The sequence below is a fragment of the Kribbella sp. NPDC051936 genome (assembly GCF_040680955.1).
In the GTDB taxonomy this organism is placed as follows: domain Bacteria; phylum Actinomycetota; class Actinomycetes; order Propionibacteriales; family Kribbellaceae; genus Kribbella.
This window is the reverse complement of the sequence record NZ_JBFAXS010000002.1, coordinates 80,585-96,826: the sequence shown is the minus strand read 5'-3', so window position 1 is coordinate 96,826 and position 16,242 is coordinate 80,585. Positions and strand designations below refer to the sequence as shown.

The 16,242-nt window shown below is 66.7% G+C and carries 18 protein-coding genes; 9 read left to right on the top strand and 9 right to left on the bottom strand.

Annotated elements, in window-relative coordinates:
• Positions 1–31 precede the first annotated feature (31 nt).
• Positions 32–418 carry a hypothetical protein gene (locus tag AB0L64_RS06215; RefSeq protein ID WP_363708302.1) on the top strand — a complete coding sequence of 129 codons (387 nt, stop codon included), beginning with the start codon at positions 32–34 and terminating at the stop codon, positions 416–418.
• 60 nt (positions 419–478) lie between these two features.
• On the opposite strand, the gene AB0L64_RS06210 is transcribed toward AB0L64_RS06215, so the two are convergent.
• The 3 genes from AB0L64_RS06210 to AB0L64_RS06200 form a co-directional block, all read right to left on the bottom strand.
• Positions 479–1,147, bottom strand: a complete 669-nt coding sequence (locus AB0L64_RS06210) for a lysoplasmalogenase (protein WP_363708300.1) — start codon at positions 1,145–1,147, stop codon at positions 479–481.
• A gap of 66 nt (positions 1,148–1,213) precedes the next feature.
• Positions 1,214–1,375, bottom strand: a complete 162-nt coding sequence (locus tag AB0L64_RS06205) for a hypothetical protein (protein ID WP_363708298.1) — start codon at positions 1,373–1,375, stop codon at positions 1,214–1,216.
• A 152-nt stretch (positions 1,376–1,527) separates the two neighbouring features.
• Positions 1,528–1,758 (bottom strand): hypothetical protein, encoded by a 231-nt coding sequence (locus tag AB0L64_RS06200; protein WP_363708296.1) that lies wholly within the window; start codon positions 1,756–1,758, stop codon positions 1,528–1,530.
• Between the two features lie 634 nt (positions 1,759–2,392).
• Here AB0L64_RS06200 and AB0L64_RS06195 point away from each other — a divergent pair.
• Complete coding sequence (locus AB0L64_RS06195) at positions 2,393–2,998, top strand: helix-hairpin-helix domain-containing protein (protein WP_363708294.1); 606 nt, start codon at positions 2,393–2,395, stop codon at positions 2,996–2,998.
• A 28-nt stretch (positions 2,999–3,026) separates the two neighbouring features.
• Here AB0L64_RS06195 and AB0L64_RS06190 read toward each other — a convergent pair whose 3' ends face one another.
• Positions 3,027–3,662 carry a response regulator transcription factor gene (locus AB0L64_RS06190; protein ID WP_363708292.1) on the bottom strand — a complete coding sequence of 212 codons (636 nt, stop codon included), beginning with the start codon at positions 3,660–3,662 and terminating at the stop codon, positions 3,027–3,029.
• Positions 3,659–4,864, bottom strand: a complete 1,206-nt coding sequence (locus tag AB0L64_RS06185; RefSeq protein WP_363708290.1) for a sensor histidine kinase — start codon at positions 4,862–4,864, stop codon at positions 3,659–3,661. Before AB0L64_RS06185 ends, AB0L64_RS06190 begins: the two co-directional genes overlap by 4 nt.
• Positions 4,865–5,078: 214 nt before the next feature.
• On the opposite strand from AB0L64_RS06185, the gene AB0L64_RS06180 reads away from it, so the two are divergent.
• A complete protein-coding gene (locus AB0L64_RS06180) occupies positions 5,079–6,110 on the top strand; it encodes an ABC transporter permease (RefSeq protein ID WP_363708288.1) in 1,032 nt (343 codons plus the stop codon).
• Positions 6,107–6,781: an ABC transporter ATP-binding protein gene (locus tag AB0L64_RS06175; protein ID WP_363708286.1), complete on the top strand. Its 675-nt coding sequence runs from the start codon at positions 6,107–6,109 to the stop codon at positions 6,779–6,781. Before AB0L64_RS06180 ends, AB0L64_RS06175 begins: the two co-directional genes overlap by 4 nt.
• A gap of 181 nt (positions 6,782–6,962) precedes the next feature.
• Here AB0L64_RS06175 and AB0L64_RS06170 read toward each other — a convergent pair whose 3' ends face one another.
• The 4 genes from AB0L64_RS06170 to AB0L64_RS06155 form a co-directional block, all read right to left on the bottom strand.
• Positions 6,963–7,922, bottom strand: coding sequence for an MvdC/MvdD family ATP grasp protein (locus tag AB0L64_RS06170; RefSeq protein ID WP_363708284.1), 960 nt, complete (start codon positions 7,920–7,922; stop codon positions 6,963–6,965).
• Positions 7,923–7,952: 30 nt separating this feature from the next.
• Entirely contained in the window at positions 7,953–8,411 is a 459-nt protein-coding gene (locus AB0L64_RS06165) for a hypothetical protein (protein WP_363708283.1), read from the bottom strand.
• A gap of 425 nt (positions 8,412–8,836) precedes the next feature.
• Positions 8,837–10,909, bottom strand: a complete 2,073-nt coding sequence (locus AB0L64_RS06160; RefSeq protein ID WP_363708281.1) for a multicopper oxidase — start codon at positions 10,907–10,909, stop codon at positions 8,837–8,839.
• 819 nt (positions 10,910–11,728) lie between these two features.
• A complete protein-coding gene (locus AB0L64_RS06155; protein WP_363708279.1) occupies positions 11,729–12,319 on the bottom strand; it encodes a hypothetical protein in 591 nt (196 codons plus the stop codon).
• Positions 12,320–12,586: 267 nt separating this feature from the next.
• Here AB0L64_RS06155 and AB0L64_RS06150 point away from each other — a divergent pair, with 267 nt between their 5' ends.
• The 5 genes from AB0L64_RS06150 to AB0L64_RS06130 all read left to right on the top strand — a co-directional run bounded on the left by AB0L64_RS06150 (position 12,587) and on the right by AB0L64_RS06130 (position 16,224).
• Positions 12,587–13,519 carry a hypothetical protein gene (locus AB0L64_RS06150; RefSeq protein ID WP_363708277.1) on the top strand — a complete coding sequence of 311 codons (933 nt, stop codon included), beginning with the start codon at positions 12,587–12,589 and terminating at the stop codon, positions 13,517–13,519.
• 132 nt (positions 13,520–13,651) lie between these two features.
• Positions 13,652–14,356 carry a hypothetical protein gene (locus AB0L64_RS06145; protein ID WP_363708276.1) on the top strand — a complete coding sequence of 235 codons (705 nt, stop codon included), beginning with the start codon at positions 13,652–13,654 and terminating at the stop codon, positions 14,354–14,356.
• Positions 14,335–14,556: a hypothetical protein gene (locus AB0L64_RS06140; RefSeq protein ID WP_363708274.1), complete on the top strand. Its 222-nt coding sequence runs from the start codon at positions 14,335–14,337 to the stop codon at positions 14,554–14,556. The genes AB0L64_RS06145 and AB0L64_RS06140 overlap by 22 nt, the downstream gene beginning before the upstream one ends.
• Positions 14,557–14,599: 43 nt before the next feature.
• Complete coding sequence (locus AB0L64_RS06135; RefSeq protein WP_363708272.1) at positions 14,600–14,929, top strand: ATP-binding protein; 330 nt, start codon at positions 14,600–14,602, stop codon at positions 14,927–14,929.
• A 179-nt stretch (positions 14,930–15,108) separates the two neighbouring features.
• Positions 15,109–16,224 carry a ring-cleaving dioxygenase gene (locus AB0L64_RS06130; protein WP_363708270.1) on the top strand — a complete coding sequence of 372 codons (1,116 nt, stop codon included), beginning with the start codon at positions 15,109–15,111 and terminating at the stop codon, positions 16,222–16,224.
• The last annotated feature ends 18 nt before the right edge of the window (positions 16,225–16,242 follow it).

The window sequence follows — 16,242 nt, the reverse complement described above, 5'->3', positions numbered from 1 at the left end:
TATATGTAGCCAGACAACCTATGATGGCGTGATGGATCTTGCGGAGCACGCGGCGTGGGTTCTCGCTGCGGCCTTCACACTCTCGTTGGCCTACGAGCTGTACAGGGCCGCAGTGAAGACCGGGACGTCACGGCACGACTCCTGGCGAGCCTTCGTGCGCACCAACCTCACGCTGTACGCCGCTGCCGCACTGACGATCGGCGCGTTGTTTGCCGACTTCCGGTGGGCGCCGTTGGCCGGATTGGTCTTCTCGGTCGCGGTGACCGCGGTATCGATCCTGTACTACAACCCGATCATCCTGCCGGCGCGAAAACCGGCACGCATCGACTGGTTCGAAACTCTCGTGTTCACCAGCCTGGTCTTCCTGGCCGCGACCCTGCTCGCCCACAAGGTGCTCGGTCTCAGCCTTCTCACTTGAACCATGTTGGGCCTCCACTCCAGGACGCCGCAGGCTCAACCGTCCCGGGTGGAGGCACTGTCAGGTGCCCTGCGACTGGGACAGGGAAACCTGGTTCGGTGGCGCCGAAGGTGGGGTGCTGGACGCGTGGGTGACGATGCCGGCGGCGAGTTCGTACTGGGCGACGGTGTAGGTCAGGCCGACCAGGGGAGCGCGGGTCGGGAAGTCGTGCCCGGCCAAGCGGGTTCCGATCAGGGCGTCGGAGACGAGGAAGAGAGCCCCGCCGACACCTGCGCGGCGGCCGTACCAGCTGGATGTCACCGCGGTCGCCGTGAGCATCAGCGAGTAGGCGGCGACGGGTGCTCGCAGGGGACCTAGACCGGGCCAGAGGAGCATCACAATGCCGGTGCTGAGTCCGCCGTACACGGCGACGGCCTGCCACGGTGAGTGGCTGCGGCCCCGGAGGAAGAGCGTGACGTAGCAGGCGTGTCCGGCGCTGTACATTGCCATGCCCGGCAGAAGCAGCTTCTGTTCGAGGAGAGTGTCGCCGGCGGCGGCGGCGAGAAGTGCAGCGACCAGCAGACGTGGGCAACCGCTGGCGCGGCACCAGGTCGCCAGCGTCGGCATCAGAGCGGCCTTGGTGACGATACGCAGTCCCTGGTGATCAAGCAGATGACCTAGTCCGTGTGCGAGGGCGCAGCCCCAGTAGGCGGTTGCCCAGCGCTTGGTCCTGGAGAGTTGCCTGGTCATGTCACCCGCTACCGAACGGACTCGATCGTGTTCTGCCGGCCTCATGATCTCTCATCGCCTACGAGATCAGTAGGGCAGGAGGTCGCACGGCCCGGCGTCGTCCATGCCGGCCAGCGCGATGTCGGTCGGCACGTCCTTGCCAAGCGCAACGAGATCGTTGGCGGCGGCCGCGACGACGTACCCGTTGGCGCGGAGTACGGCGGTGGGTGGCTCGTCGGAGTCGAGCACCGAGCAGGCCGAACTGGAGCTGGACGGAGGACACCGGCGGGCTCGTGGTGACGGCGGCAAGCCGGGCGCGGAGGTGCGGGTCCGGCCCGGCTGCGCCGGTGGGGCGGTCGATCTACTGCTGGATTCCGTGATTTGGCTGAGGGCTGACGGAGTCAGCAGCCAAGCCAGAGCACAGGATGCGCCTGCTGGTTGTCGATGAGCCAGCCAGCCGCTACACCGTAGTCGCTGAGTGTGGCCGCCGCGCCGCTTTCGCCTCCGGCGACGCCTGGCAGCGGGACGATTCGTCCGCCGCGATGGGCGATGGCGGCGGGCAGACCGGACCCGGACACCGCCAGGTCGCCGTGCCGGTTGACCGCCGCCGCGCGACCGATGACGCCGGGCACGTTGGCCGCTCGCGCGTGGATCCGCCAGGCGGCCGGCACCTCGCCGGCAGGGCTGATCAGCCCGCCGGCGTGCGCCCGCGCCGGCCGTGCCCCCGGCGGTCCCGGCGAAGCTCGGCACAGCGACCGCGCCTGCCGGGAGGACGGCGACGGCCAGGACGGCGAGGGCGGTTCGGATCGGTTTACGGATGGTGCTCATGATGTCCCCCTTTCGGACACCCGCTTGGACGCGTTCCGGGAGATCGCAGGTTGGTTCGCCGTTGATGAAGTGCCTCAACGGGCACGCGGGGCAACCGGAATTTGTGTTGCCCGGTCGCACGGGCGGCCTTGCCCCCGTGCGCAACTTTGCCGCCGGGTGCAGCATCGAGTTGATTGACGGCTGTTTCGGCCAGGTCGGAACCTGTGCTGAGGTTGGCCGGCACACCAAGGAGTCGACGTGAATGATCCGTACGGTGAGGCACAACCTGGCCGATCCCCGCGTCCCGGGCAGCCCCGGTCCCGGCCGTTCGCGCAGCCGACGACCCATGGCCGCGAACCACCCGGGAATGCCGACCCGTCGAACCGCTCGAGGGATTCACTTGCTGACCCGCCTGCATCGGGGCCGGTTCCCGCCCGCCGGATGGACACGCGGACGCAGGTGATCAGCTGGCTGTGGGCGGTCTCGCCTCTGGTCACCTTCGGTCTTGCCACACCCGTGACATTCCTGTGGGCCGCGCAGCGGGCGCGGTCTCGGCACTTCGTGATCGCCGCAGTCCTGTACACCGCGTCGGTCGTCCTGTTCTTTGTCCTGCCGGACGACGTCGGCTTCGTGTTCTTCATTGTCGCCTGGCTCGTGGGCACGGTGCACGCACTCGCCTTTCGCGCTTCGGTCTTCGGCACGCACCCGCCGATCCAGGAGACGGCGTTGGATGCTGCCATCGAAATGGCCGAGGATCGTCGTGAGCTGCGGCGCAAAGCCCGCAAGATCGCCACCGACGATCCGGCACTGGCGCGGGAGCTGGGAATCGGACGGCCCGACGCGCAGCGCAACTTCGATGATGGCGGGTTGATCGACGTCAACTACGTTCCCGCTGATGTGCTCCTGCGGCTGTCCGGGATGACTGTGGAGATGGCCGAGCGCGTGGTGCAGGTGCGCGAGATCCGTGGACCGTATGTGTCTGCTGACGAGCTCAGTGTCTTCGCCGAGGTCCCACCCGGCCTCGCCGACCGCCTCGCCGACTACCTGCTGTTCCTTCGCGAGTAGAGGGCACCGGCCGGTGTCGACGCCGGAATCAGCGGCGGATGAGGCCCAGTTGAGTGGCGGTGGCCAGGGCGGCTGTGCGGGAGTCGACGTCGAGCTTGGTGTAGATGCGGGCCAGGTGGGACTTGACGGTGCCTTCGGTGAGGTGGAGGCGGTCGGCGATCGCCCGGTTGGAGAGGCCTTCGCCTACCAGAGCCAGGACCTCGGTTTCGCGGCGGGTGAGCGTCGTGATCGGCGTACGGAGTCTGTTCATCAGCCGGTCGGCGATGGCGGGGGCGAGGCTGGTACGGCCCGCGGCGGCGGTTCGTACGGCGGCTGCGAGTTCCTCTGGTGCGGCGTCCTTGAGCAGGTAGCCGGTGGCACCGGCTTCGATCGCGGGGAGGACGTCCGCGTCGGAGCCGTAGGTCGTCACCACGAGTACGCGCGGGGCGGCCGGATGGGCTGTGATCAGAGCCGTCGCCTCGGCGCCGGTCATGCGTGTGCCGAACTGCAGGTCCATCAGGACCACGTCGATGCCACCTTCGGCGCAACGGGCGACGGCGTCCTCGGCGGTAGCGGCCTCGGCAACGACCGCGAGGCCGGCTTCGGTGTCGAGTACGGCGCGCAGCCCGGCCCGGACGATCGGGTGGTCGTCGGCGAGGAGGACGCGGATCGGGGTGTCGGTCACGCAGGAGCCTCGGTCTTGGCAGGGATGGCGAGTGGCAACTCGGCCACCAGCGTGGTGCCACGCCGTGGGCTGGATCCGACGTGCAGACTGCCGCCGAGTTCCTCCATCCGGGCACGCATGGCGGCAATCCCGAAGCCGCCGGTATCGGAAGGGGCGATCCGACGAATGGTGTCGAAGCCGACGCCGTTGTCGGCGATCCGGAGTGCGACGCGGTCGCCGAGGTAGTCGAGTGCGACGTCGACTGTTGTGGCTTCTGCGTGTTGGACCGTGTTGGCGAGGGCGGACTGAGCGATGCGTAGCAGCGCTACCTCCTGCTCAGTCGACAGCGACACCGGCTCGCCACTGCTGCTCCACCGCGCGGTCAGCGGAAGCCGAGCAGAGGTCGTGGTGCACAGTCGCTCGAGCGCTCCGGCGAGCGAGTTCCGCTCGAGCGCGGGTGGTGTGAGTGCAGCCACGAAGCGGCGGGCTTCGGCGAGATTGTCCCCTGCGGTCTGGCGGGCTTGGGCCACCTGCGGACCGGCGACCTCGGGACGATCGGGTAGCGCACGCTCCGCGGCGCTCAGCAGGAGGTGGATACTCGACAGGCCCTGCGCGAGAGTGTCGTGGATCTCGCGTGCAAGGCGTTCGCGCTCGGCCAGCATTCCTGCGTTGTGCTGAGCGGTGGCTAGGTCAGCCCGGGTGGCAGTCAGGTCGTCGATCAGACGCCTACGTTCTTCACTCTCGCGGTACAAGGCCTGGTAGCCCCGGACGACCGCCACGGCTACAGCAGCGCCGAGCGCCGGTCCGATGGCGACAGCCGGGCTGAATGAGTGCTGGTGGGCGGCGAAACCGGCAACGGCCGCAGCTGCGGTGACGAGTACGGCGACCAAACCAGCCCTGCGAGGCAGCAGGTGCAGTTGGAGGAAGTACAACGGGAAGGCGACCCACACGCCGTCAGGGGACAGGGCCAGCAGCGCCAGCCACACCAGCCCGACAACCGCCAGCCACCACGCAGCCGCAGTCTTCGAGAGGCGGACGCGGGGCAGCAGCGGCCCGACGGCGTACGCCAGCCCGCATCCGGCGGCCAAGGCAACGATCCAGCCGGCGTTGGGTCGGCTGTCGATCACGGCGCGGGTGGCGGCAAGCGCGAGCAGACCGATGATCAGCAGGTGCAGGCACCACATCAGAGTTCGGCTGGTCGGGGTCAGGGCAGAGGTCCTCACAATGTCTCCAGACTACGGAGCCGGACACGTTGGGACATCCATCGAAAGTTACAGGCAGCGCCCTGCGTTTCGGCCCGGAGAGTGCTGTCCCGTGCCAGATGCGTAGGCGTCGGCCGGCGGCGAGGCTGGAAGACATCACATCTTCTATCGCTGGAAGGCCGCCGTGTTCGTTGCCTGGAGAGATCTGAGATTCGCCAAGGGGCGGTTCGCCCTGATGGCTACAGTCATAGTTCTGATCACGCTGCTGGTCGGCCTGCTGTCGGGCCTGACCGCCGGACTGGGGCAGCAGAACATCTCCGCGATCACAGGTCTGCCGGCCGACAAGATCGCGTTCCAAGCGCCGAGCGGTGGGCAGAAGCTGTCGTATTCCAACTCGACCGTCACGGAAAAGCAGTGGCTGGAGTGGTCGAAGGTACCTGGAGTAGCGAGGTCCGAGCCGCTCGGGATCATCACCACCAAGGCCAGTGCCGGTGACAAGAGCATCGGAGTCTCCGCGTTCGGCGTCCAGCCTGGCTCCCGTCTCGCGCCTGACGGCGGCAAGGTCGACGGGAGGTCTGTCGTGCTCTCCGCAGCCGCTGCCGACGACCTCGGCCTGGTGCCCGGTGGCACGCTGTCGCTGGCTGGACAGGAGCTGGAGGTCTCCGCGGTGCAGGGGGATGCTTCGTTCAGCCACACGCCTGTCATCTGGATCAGTCTGGACACGTGGCAGAAGATCGCGCCGCGATCCGGTGTTCGGCCCGCGGCCACTGTGATTGCTCTCACCACCACCTCCGCGGTCGATCTCGCGGCCGGCGATCAAGCAGCAGGTACCAAAACGGTGTCGACCAAGGAATCACTGTCCGCGATCGGCTCCTACACCTCCGAGAACGGCTCGCTGCAGCTCATGCGGGGGTTTCTCTTCGCGATCTCGGCGCTGGTCATAGGTGCCTTCTTCACCGTGTGGACAATTCAGCGCAGCGGCGACGTCGCCGTACTCAAGGCACTCGGCGCCTCCACAGCGACCCTACTCAAGGACGCGTTGGGTCAAGCTGTGGTTCTCCTGGTCGGCGGCACGCTGATCGGAACCAGCATTGCGGCCGGCGTCGGCGCGCTCGTGTCGGGTTCCGCCGTACCGTTCCTGCTCACTCCGGCCAGCATTCTCCTGCCGGCCGTCGTGCTGGTCCTGCTCGGCGCACTCGGGGCCGCGCTTGCTATCCGCCGCATCACCTCCGTCGACCCCCTGACCGCTTTGGGAGGCGTCCGATGAGCCTGATCCTGACCGACATCACTCTCACCTACCCAGACGGCGACACGCGTCTGACGGCTCTCGACAATGTCGGGCTGGAGGTTCCGAGAGGCAGCCTCACCGCGGTGATCGGCCCGTCCGGCTCGGGCAAGTCCAGTCTGCTGGCGGTAGCGGCGACGCTGATCACGCCCGACTCCGGCACGGTCACCATCGACGGCACGCCGACCACCCGACTCAGCCGCGCAGAACTCACCAACCTGCGCCGCAAGTCCATCGGCATCGTCTTCCAGCAGCCCAACCTGCTGCCCTCACTCACCGCCGCCGAGCAACTCCAGGTCATGGCCCAGATCGACGGCCGCCAACCGTCCAAGGCCCGCACCCGCGCGATGGAGCTGCTCGACGCCGTGGGCATGGCCCGGTACGGCGGACGCCGCCCGCACCAACTGTCCGGAGGCCAACGCCAGCGCATCAACATCGCGCGCGCCCTGATGAACAACCCCACGGTTCTCCTGGTCGACGAGCCGACCAGCGCCCTCGACCACGAACGAGGCGCAGCAGTCATCGACCTGATCGCCCGCCTGACCCACGAACAGTCCACCGCCACCGTCCTCGTCACACACGACCACACCCACCTAACCACCGCCGACCAATCCGTCGAGGTCCACGACGGCCGCATCCGGCTCCGTTGCTGAGGTGGTGATCACCGGCGGACCTGAATCAGCTCCACGGAGCGCTCGCTGACACCTGCGAGAGCGATGAACTCGTCTCGGCGCAGTCCTGGCACGCGACACGCTCCCCGAGCCGATCCCCGCCGCTCATTTGGCCCGCTGTGCACAGCTGCCGACAAGCATCCGGAGCGATCAGGCGGGGACGTTACGGACCGACTCGGGTTGGTTTGCCGCTGAGGAGGTGGGCGATCAGGGCTGCGGTGATGGGCTGGCCGGAGGAGCGTTCGACGTAGAGGAACTGGCCCGCTGGGTTGACCTCGAAGAACACGTACTGGCCGCCCGGAGTGAGTCGTAGGTCGATGCCGCCGTACTCCAGGCCGAGCGCCCGCATGAGGCGGAAGATCGCGATGACCACCTCGTCGGGCAGTGTGTGCGGCTGGTAGCCGATTCCTGGGTTGAAGCGGACGTCGACGGCGTACCCCGCCTCGTCCAGCACAGCGGCTGCCGCGAACAGCTCGTCGCCGATCACCGTGACGCGCAGGTCGGCGACGCCTTCGATCAACTCCTGGAAGAGGACCGGCGCCAGGTGAACGGCTTCGATGCCCGAGACGTCCTCGGGCAGGAGCATCCGGGTTTCGCGCCAGGCGGTACGAGTCTGGCGGAACGGCTTGTAGACGACATTTCCGGAGTGGCCCTCCCAGAACGAGCGAGCCTCTTCGGGGTCGTTCGTGATCAAGGTGTCGGGGATCGTGAGTCCCGCGGATCGCGCGGTGGCCAGTTGCCAGGGTTTGTGAGCGGCCGCAGCGTCGTTGACCGGATGGTTGACCCACAGGCAGGTGGTGGCCTGCCAGATACCGGCCGCCGCGGTCGCGGTTTCACTCGCGGCGAAGTGGCGCATGGCGGCGTCGGTGATCTCGGCAGCGATCCGGTACGGCTGCGGACGTCGCCACCAGACAGCGCGGACCTCCGCGAGATCGACGATCACGCCGTCCGGAAACCGCAGCTCGAACCGCGGATCGCGGTTCCGGGGATAGCGGGCGGTCAGTGCGAGGTGCTGCGGAAACGACGACAGGTCGAGAAGGCGGCACGGCGCGCCCTGCTCGGCCAGCTTGGCCAGGACCTCTTCGGCATGGCCGTCGCCGGGCGCCGAGCTGACGAGAATCATCGAACTGCCGCGGCCGGCCCGCAGTTCGGCTCAGAAGGGGAGCGTCTGGTCGATCGGCGCGTCGAAGAACGCATCCGTGTCCCCGTCTCCCCAAACGTCCTTGATGAACGCCGTCTCCACGTCGAGGATCGCGGCACTCAGCTCGGCCTTCCGGAGCTGGGCCCGGATCGAAGCCGCCGACGCGCGGTGCGGCGTCGCCATCACGAAGGGCACCGCGCCGGACGTACCCGCCCGGCGTGCGGCGGCATCGCGCAGCCGCGTGGCGTCCAGGGTGATCCGGGTCAGGCCGCCGTCCAGCGGCTCGAACTCGAGGACTGCTTCGACGTCCAGCTCGGCGGTCCCCGACTCCGGGGACCTGAAGACGAACTTGCTGTCGTCCGTCGATCGCCGTACTTCGCCGGTCAGGACGATCTTCGCCGACGCATCCTGTGCCGGCGGCGCGTCCTTGAGGTATTCGGCGAACGACCGACCGGAACTGTCCGTGCTCATCGCTCCATCCCCTCCCGCCAGAGCCATGACCTCGACCTGACTACAGCGTGCACCGGCGTACGGCGCTTGTCCACAGATGGGGCTACGCATCGGTGTCCTTGAAGCAGAGGGCGGCGAGCTGCTCCAGTTGAAAAGATCTGATTTCCAGTGTCGATGCGTTTGGATCGAGACCTGTTGCGCCAGGTGGTTGATTCCGTAGATCGCGTCGTCGAAGATGTCCGTCACGATTCGGTACGACTGCTGTCCGACCTCGCGGCGACTGGTGGAGGCCGAGAGCATCGACCGCGCCGTCGCCGCAGCTCTGACAGTTGCCGCAAGCACCAGATTCGAAAGAAGTGACCTCGACATGCCCTGAAATCCGCGACCGGTCCCTGCCGCTTGCCCGACGACCGCGCCAGACGGTCGTTGGGCGCGGCGCCGCGCGGTCAGGCTGGTTGGCCGGGTTGTGGCGGGCCGATGCGGTAGGGGCGCATCATCTCGTTGTCCTCGTGCTCGACGATGTGGCAGTGCCACACGAACTGTCCGGGTGTGCTGAATCGGAGCCGCAGCCTGGTCACTTGCCCGGGTAGCGCGGTGACGGTGTCCTTCACACCGGTTTCCCAGGATTCCGGCGGGAGTGGTACGGATCCTGGAGCGATCTGGACGGCGCCGGTGTCGTCGTCGGACAGGATGTCTTGGCGGTTCACGACCTCGAAGGCGACTTCGTGGATGTGCATGGGGTGTGCGTCGGCGGTGGTGTTGTAGATCTCCCAGATCTCGGTGGCGCCGAGGGCCGGGTTCTCGGTCACGTCATCCATCCACAGCTTCTTCACTGTGAAGCCGCTCTGGACGATCCCGAGGAGTGCCTCGACGGGTCCTTCGACCTCCTCCTCGGCCTCGGTCAGGCCGACGTCGGCCTCCTCGATCAGCGCCAGTTGCCGCGTGACGGTGGCCGTCGGCAGCGGTGTGATGGACGGTAGCCGGAGGAACCGCGGCGGCGTGGTGGGGTCGGGTGCGACCGTCGGCACGACGCGGAACTGCAGGATCTGCCCGGTCGAGTCCGGATCGGCGGGCTCGAAGTCGACGCCCGGCAGACCGCCGCCGTACGGCTCGTCGGGCCCGACGTTGCCGAGCATGTAGGTGCCGGCCGGAACGTTGGTGAAGTCGACGATCAGGTCGGCACGCTCGGCCAATGCCATCAGCAGTTGGTTGTTGTTGGTCGCGGTCAGGTTCACCGGCGCGGCCAGGAAGCCGCCCTCGTTGCCGATCGCCCACACCTCGACACCAGGAATCTGGCTGAAGTCGAGGATCAGGAACCGCGACTGGCAGCCGTTGAGGAACCTGAACCGGTAGCGCCGCTTCTCGACGGTCTGGAACGGCCAGGTGTTGCCGTTGGCCATGATCATGTTGCCGAAGAACTCGGGGTTCCAGATCGGTGAGAAGGGACCGTCGGGGATGTACGGGTCGACGAGCTCGTCGAAGAACCTGCGAGTGTCTGGATAGAACAGCGAGCCGTCGGTGTTGAACGCGCGATCCTGGATCGCGATCGGGATTTCGTAGTAGGTCTTGTTGGGCGGGAACTTGTCGCCCTCGATCGGCGCCGGCCCCGGGAGCACCGCGACCGTACCGGTCCGGCTGTCCAGCACCGTCTTGTCGCCGGCCGGACCGCCGCGAAGGATGAAGAACCCGGCCGGTCCGGCGTACACGTTCAGTCTTGTCATGCCGAGCGTGTGGTCGTGGTACCAGATCGTCGAGGCCCGGTTCAGGTTCGGGTACTGGAAGGTCGCGAAGCCCGGGCCCCAGGTGACTCCGTAGCTGGACTTCGCCTTGCCGGCGAAGAAGTCGTACCAGGTGCCGGTCTTCGCGAAGTCCCCGACGTCGGCCGCGGCCGGCAGGTACCACGCCTCGGCGTACCCGTCGCTGTCGTCGGCCACCCCGACCGCACCGTGCACATGCGTGACCGTCGGAACCGGGCCTGTGTACCTGCCTGGCGTCGGCTGACCGGTGAAGTCCGGCCGGCTGTCCCTGTCCGCGACACCGCCCGGCGGATTCGCCCAATGCAGCGTCGGATCGACCGGCAACAGATGCGGCAGGAAGTTGCCGGCCGCGTCGACGAGGTCGTTGATCCACTTCACCCGCACCGGCCGGTTCACGCTCGCCTCGATCGTCAGCGACGGCGCGTGATGGATCAGCAGGCCACGACTGCTCGCGGCCTTGACCGCGCCGTACCCCCAAACGACCGTGGCCGGTAGCGGGCCGGGCAGGATCTGCTGGGAGATCTGCCGCATGGAGATCTCGTAGTAATCCACCGGCTTGCCGCCTGGTGAGGTCAGCGTGCCGGCGCGCGGCATCACCGGCGGTATCAGCAGTGCGGTCCGGTACTTCGGCACATCAGCCGGACTCAACGTGCCTCCCGGGATCTCAGCCATCGCCTGGATCCCACCCCCGGGCAGGTAGGTGTACAGCGCAAAGCCAACCGCGGTGCCACCCACCGCCTTGATGAACGTACGCCGACTCATCGGCGACACCGAACGCGTGCGATCCTCCATCGCACTCACCCCCAACAAGTACCTCCACGCATCGCCGGCCGGTGTGCGGCGCGACCCGCTTCCTGCGAATCTGTCATCTCGTCCCAGAAGCAAAGTAGTTTGCGACTCAACTGACGGCATGGCGAAGCAGCGATGCCCGCAGCGCGAGCGTCTTGGCGCTCCCAGAGCGTCTTCCCCCAGCGCCTCTCCGTGACCCCTTCCGAACAACGTATGCCGGCCGCGGCCAACGGATCGCTTCCGAATCTACGTGCGGTGCCGAGGTCGTACAAGACACCTACGGCATGGGACGTCGCCGGCCTGCTGGCGGGGATGCCGGACTCGAGAACGAGGAGGCCGTAGACGATAGCGCCAGCACGAGCAGGCCGATCGCCATCGCGTTCAACGGCTGGTACTTCGTGCACGCGGCGAACAGGCGCGTGCCTTCCAGTCGGATCGCGACCCACGGTACGGCGACCCCGATGACGATACCAACGAGAGCTGGCTCCACGTGTCGTACCACTACGAGGCGGGGTAGATCAGGCCACCATCACCGCCCTGCCAGCTCCACGGGTTGAGTACATCCATCTGGAAGAACGGTTCCGCCCTCGCGACGGACAACTAGCTAATGCCGTACGGTCACGGCGTGGTCGACCTCGACGGGGTAGTGGCTGCCAACCACCGGGCCCGATGGAAATTCTTCGAGGTGGATCGGTCACGCCGAGAGACGGACGAGTTGTTGCGCAGTTGCCACGACGGTGACAGTGATGGCGACTTGGCTCATGCAGGGTGGCAACCGGGTGGGTCCCGGGGTCACTGGCGGTCTGTGTCGTGGCGTAGGAACGCCGCTTCCTGGATCTTCGCTCGCTCGATCCTGGCGGTCGCTTTCCCCGCCGCCTCTTTGTGCCAGCGCGACCGTCGGCGAAGGTCCCGAACCGACGAGCGTCGGCGGGTGTCGAGATCCTGGGCGAGGGCGGTGCGTAAGGCGCTGGTCGTTTCCATGAGGTCCACATAGGCGGTGTCGGTCAGGCGGTCGGTTTCGCGGGGAGTCCCTCGTGCCCGATCGGTCGAGCTCGCGGTGAGCAGGGCTTCGAGCAGCTTCTGGACGTCGCCGTACCGAGCTCGCGCCGACTCCGACAGAAATATGCCTCCGATGGAGAAGTACCAAGTGCGATATGCCTTGTGCAGCTCTGTGAGATCGTGGCGACTCGGCTCGGTTCGGGGCCACCGCGGCGTTGCGCCTGTCGCTTGCCACAGTTTCGGATAGACGGCGAGACGCCGGTCGCGGAGGTCCTCATCAACACCTGCGCGCGCCGTGATCCAGCTGTTGATCAGCGCGCCGACGCCGGCCGTGATCAGGGCGAGGAGCCCGGTCGCCAGGGCGACAATCAACTCAGCGGACATGAACGTTCCCCTCCCACCCGCCCGCGCACGCACCCCTACTCTCATGGTGCTCCTGCGCGAACCCAGGGTGAAAGCAAAGAAATGGTGATCTGACCGGATCCGTGACGGAACAAGCGAATGCTTGAATCGGCCGCGATTTTCACCTGCGCACGTCAATCATAGGATTGTGTGAATGTATGCTCCGATGCTCTGCTGAGAATGTGTTGATGATTGGCGAGTCTTCATGCCGCGTTCTGGCAGATATAGGATTGCTTCGGGGGAATTGCCGTGACTGAGCAGAAGAATCGCGCTGACGGCCGGTCCGGCTCCGACAATCCGGAAGCCGGGCGGGGAGCGCGCGTCTGGGGCGTAGTGAAGCGGGCGGGGGTATCGGTTGTCGGGCTGGTAGCCGCCTGGGCCGTCGGGTTCTTCGGCCCGGGTCTGTGGGAGTCTGCGAAGGTGGCGGCCGGGCAGGATGCTCTCGGTGTCGTGATTCTGCGCGATTATCAGATTCCTACCGATGCCGAGTTTCATTTCGACCAGGTCATCGTGCCAGAACGGTTGAGTAGGTTTCCTTGGCCCGACGGTCAGGCTGCTGCTGACGGCGCCCCGACGGTCAAGCCGGCGTGGACGTACCGTGCCGACGAGGTCGACGCCATGACGACGGCGATTCGGTTGGTGTTTACCGGCACGCGCTCGGACACGGTGGTCATCCAGAAGTTCGCTCTACGGGTGACCGAGCGACGCCCGCCGGTGCGTGGAATCCTCACGTTAGATGCACAAGGGGGCGAAGCCACGCCAATGGAGCCACGGTACCTGCGCGCCAATCTCGACACGGGCAACCTCGCGTGGAGAACGGGAGAAGACAAGCCGACTTCGCCGGCGCCGTTGGCATTGGATCGCGGCGATCAGCTTATCGTCGACGTGATCGCCGCCACGACGAAGTGCGATTGCGACTGGGTTGTGGACGTCACATATACCAGCGGATCCGAGACGGCGACAATGACGATGCCTCCGCGGGGTCACTTCCGGACGAGTTCGTTGTCGCGTGCGGCGGTGTGGAATCCCTTCGAGGAACGGCCCACCTGTGAGGACTTCCGGGACTTGGATCCGACTTTGTGTGATCGGCTCCCGCCACAGTTCGGCGGCGGGCGGCCCAAGGTGCGGCTCCGTCCGAGGTCGGGAAAGTACGCGACAGGCTATGGACTGTACGGGGAATAGATCGCGATCTGGAAGTGGACAAGTGGCTCAGCCGGACGACGTCGTTCGAGCCATAGAGTGTGCGACCAGGGACAACACGCCGCTATTGCTGCCGGCCGGTTCGATCTGTCCCATCCGGACGACATTCACGGCTTGTTCTTCATGCCTACGAAGCCTTCACCGGAGGAAGTAGCGGAGGCGACGTGGAAGCATTATCAGCCTGGCGCCCAGGAGTTCGAGTTCGACATCATTCTGCGGGGAACGATCCGCATCGATGGTGTCGACATCGACTGCAGCATGGGCAATCAGGGAATCGGCAAGGCGGAGCTGGAGCGCTCGTGCATGTTGGGCTTCGCCGGCCGACGCTGTGTTGTTAGGCCGAAGTCGGATGCAGGCCCGGAGCGGGTGATTCTTGTCGGCTTCGACCTGGTTGAGCTCACGAATGTCGCCATCGGCAACGGCGGGTATGCAGACGATATCTGGTTCTCGCGCGGCTACTTCAGCCCGAACATCGCGCAAGTGAGGATCGACGGACTCGTCGCACTCGCGACCAACAGGATCAACCGGAAGCGGGCAACAGTCGACTTCTCCGGGCTACGCCACCACATCTCTATCACCAACAGCCAGTTCTTCCGGCTCGGCTCGGAGGCTGCCGACGTGCCGTACCGCGAGCTGCCGCGGCTCACGGTCAGAGTTCCGCCCACCCCTCTGGACGCTGGACAATCTCGAGACGGAAGGCGTCGACCTCGCCGCCCACGGCCGCTCCTACACCTTGCGTGGCGCGGGTCTCACCACGACCGAGCAGTTCATCATTCACGAACTTGGGACTCAAGGTCGTGGCCGACGACGGTCAGCTGAGTGAGCCGGCGAACGAAGTTCGGGTCATGGCGCGCGGGTGCAGCTATCCCTCTGCATTCGGCCACGTCGGCCAGCCGCCGATCGCGCACGTCTTCGAGCGCGGGCACTGGACGTTTGCGCAGGCAGATCTCGGAGGCCGATCCCCCGCGGTAGCGCTACCCATGAAGCCCAACGACGGCGTGTTCCGGCACCTGATCTGAGGTATCTCGGCCTCCGGCTGCATCCTTCGAGCGGCGGGAGGCAGTGGTGGATCGCGGACCCCGCCCTTTCAGGCCGCTGCGGGGGCGACAGGAAGAGTGTGAGACGCTGCTCGACCTGGTCCAGACGGCGCGCTCGGGGCACAGCGCCGTACTGGTGGTGCGGGGCGAGGCCGGGATCGGCAAGACAGCGCTGGTCGAGTACCTCGCCGGCGCTGCATCAGACTGCCGGCGAAACCGAACGCCGCACGCTGAAATACCTGCAGCGCGAACAGGACCGATTGCACATCCCAACCCTGACCAGCCGTTCCCAAACAGAGGATCTGCGACCAGGATGATCCGGCGACGCCGCGCCGAACGGCCGGGCTCCAGGTGAGTTACGACCCGACATCAGGTCTGATGGAGCCACATCAGCTCTCGTTGCGCGTGGCTCACGTCGGCAGCCAAGGCTCACCCGCAGCGTCCTGTCGCGTGGCGCTGGCCGCCGGAGTCGACGCCGGCAGGGGGCGACGGCGCGGCTTCGTGCATCGGCCAGAGCCGACAGTGATCGCTCCTGTGAGCGACGGCAAGGGTTTGTCGTCGCAGGCGCGACCATCTGATGAGTACGTCAACGACGAGATCTGTCACGCTCGGCGGGCGGGCTCGGTCCTAGAGTCGGAGGGCCAGAAGATTCCGTCCCTGTTGGTGGCTGGAAGGGAACGAGCAATGGTTGATTCGATCGCACCGCATGGGCTCCACCACGTCACTGCGATTGCGGAGGACCCGCAGCGCAATGTCGACTTCTACACCACGGTCTTGGGGCTGCGCTTGGTCAAGCGGACGGTCAACTTCGACGCCCCGGAGACCTACCATCTGTACTACGGCGACTCGTCGGGCCGGCCGTCCACCCTGTTGACGTTCTTCCCGTGGCCGGGGGCGCCGAAGGGCCGGCAGGGTACCGGCCTCACGACGGCCACGGCGTTCAGCGTGCCGTCGGAGTCCCTCGGCTGGTGGCAGCAGCGCCTGCAAGCGCTCGGCGTCGACGCGGACGCGCCGGTGGCCCACTCCGACCACGAGGTGCTGAGGTTGCGGGATCCCGACGGCCTTGTGATCGAGCTGATCGCGTCCGAGGGCGACAGCCGGTCGGGCTGGGACGGCGTTGCCGCCATATCGTCCGATGACGCGATCCGCGGCCTGTTCTCGGTGACCATGACTGAGCAGGCCCTCGACCCGACGGCTGAAATGCTCGCGGGCATGTTGGGGATGGAGCACGGGCAGGACACGACCGACGGGACACGCTTCGTGATGGCCGGCGGCGCCGAGGGTACGGCTGTCGACGTTCGTCCGAGCAAGGCGTCACGCGGACTCCAGGCAGCGGGGACGGTTCACCACATCGCTTTCCGCGCACCTGACGGCGAGACCCAGGCGAAGTGGCGACTCGAGCTGATCGATGCCGGCGTACAGGTCACCGAGATCATCGATCGCCAGTACTTCACGTCGATCTACTTCCGCGAACCCGGCGGGGTCCTGCTGGAGATCGCGACAGATCAGCCGGGCTTCACCGTCGACGAACCGCTGCTGGAACTCGGCCAGCATCTGAAACTTCCGCCCTGGCTCGAACCGAACCGCGAACAGATCCAGGCCTCTCTGCCGGCGCTGCGCGTACCACCGCCACCGGAGTCGGCAGCGTGAGCGCGGATCTGCTCGCGC

What these genes read in the sequence shown, in the direction of transcription:
- AB0L64_RS06175 (WP_363708286.1), top strand. Translation starts at nt 6,107, where the DNA reads ATGAGCCTGATCCTGACCGACATCACTCTCACCTACCCAGACGGCGAC.
- AB0L64_RS06165 (WP_363708283.1), bottom strand. Translation starts at nt 8,411, where the DNA reads ATGAGCACGGACAGTTCCGGTCGGTCGTTCGCCGAATACCTCAAGGAC.
- AB0L64_RS06170 (WP_363708284.1), bottom strand. Translation starts at nt 7,922, where the DNA reads ATGATTCTCGTCAGCTCGGCGCCCGGCGACGGCCATGCCGAAGAGGTC.
- AB0L64_RS06215 (WP_363708302.1), top strand. Translation starts at nt 32, where the DNA reads ATGGATCTTGCGGAGCACGCGGCGTGGGTTCTCGCTGCGGCCTTCACA.
- AB0L64_RS06160 (WP_363708281.1), bottom strand. Translation starts at nt 10,909, where the DNA reads ATGAGTCGGCGTACGTTCATCAAGGCGGTGGGTGGCACCGCGGTTGGC.
- AB0L64_RS06180 (WP_363708288.1), top strand. Translation starts at nt 5,079, where the DNA reads ATGGCTACAGTCATAGTTCTGATCACGCTGCTGGTCGGCCTGCTGTCG.
- AB0L64_RS06155 (WP_363708279.1), bottom strand. Translation starts at nt 12,319, where the DNA reads ATGTCCGCTGAGTTGATTGTCGCCCTGGCGACCGGGCTCCTCGCCCTG.
- AB0L64_RS06210 (WP_363708300.1), bottom strand. Translation starts at nt 1,147, where the DNA reads ATGACCAGGCAACTCTCCAGGACCAAGCGCTGGGCAACCGCCTACTGG.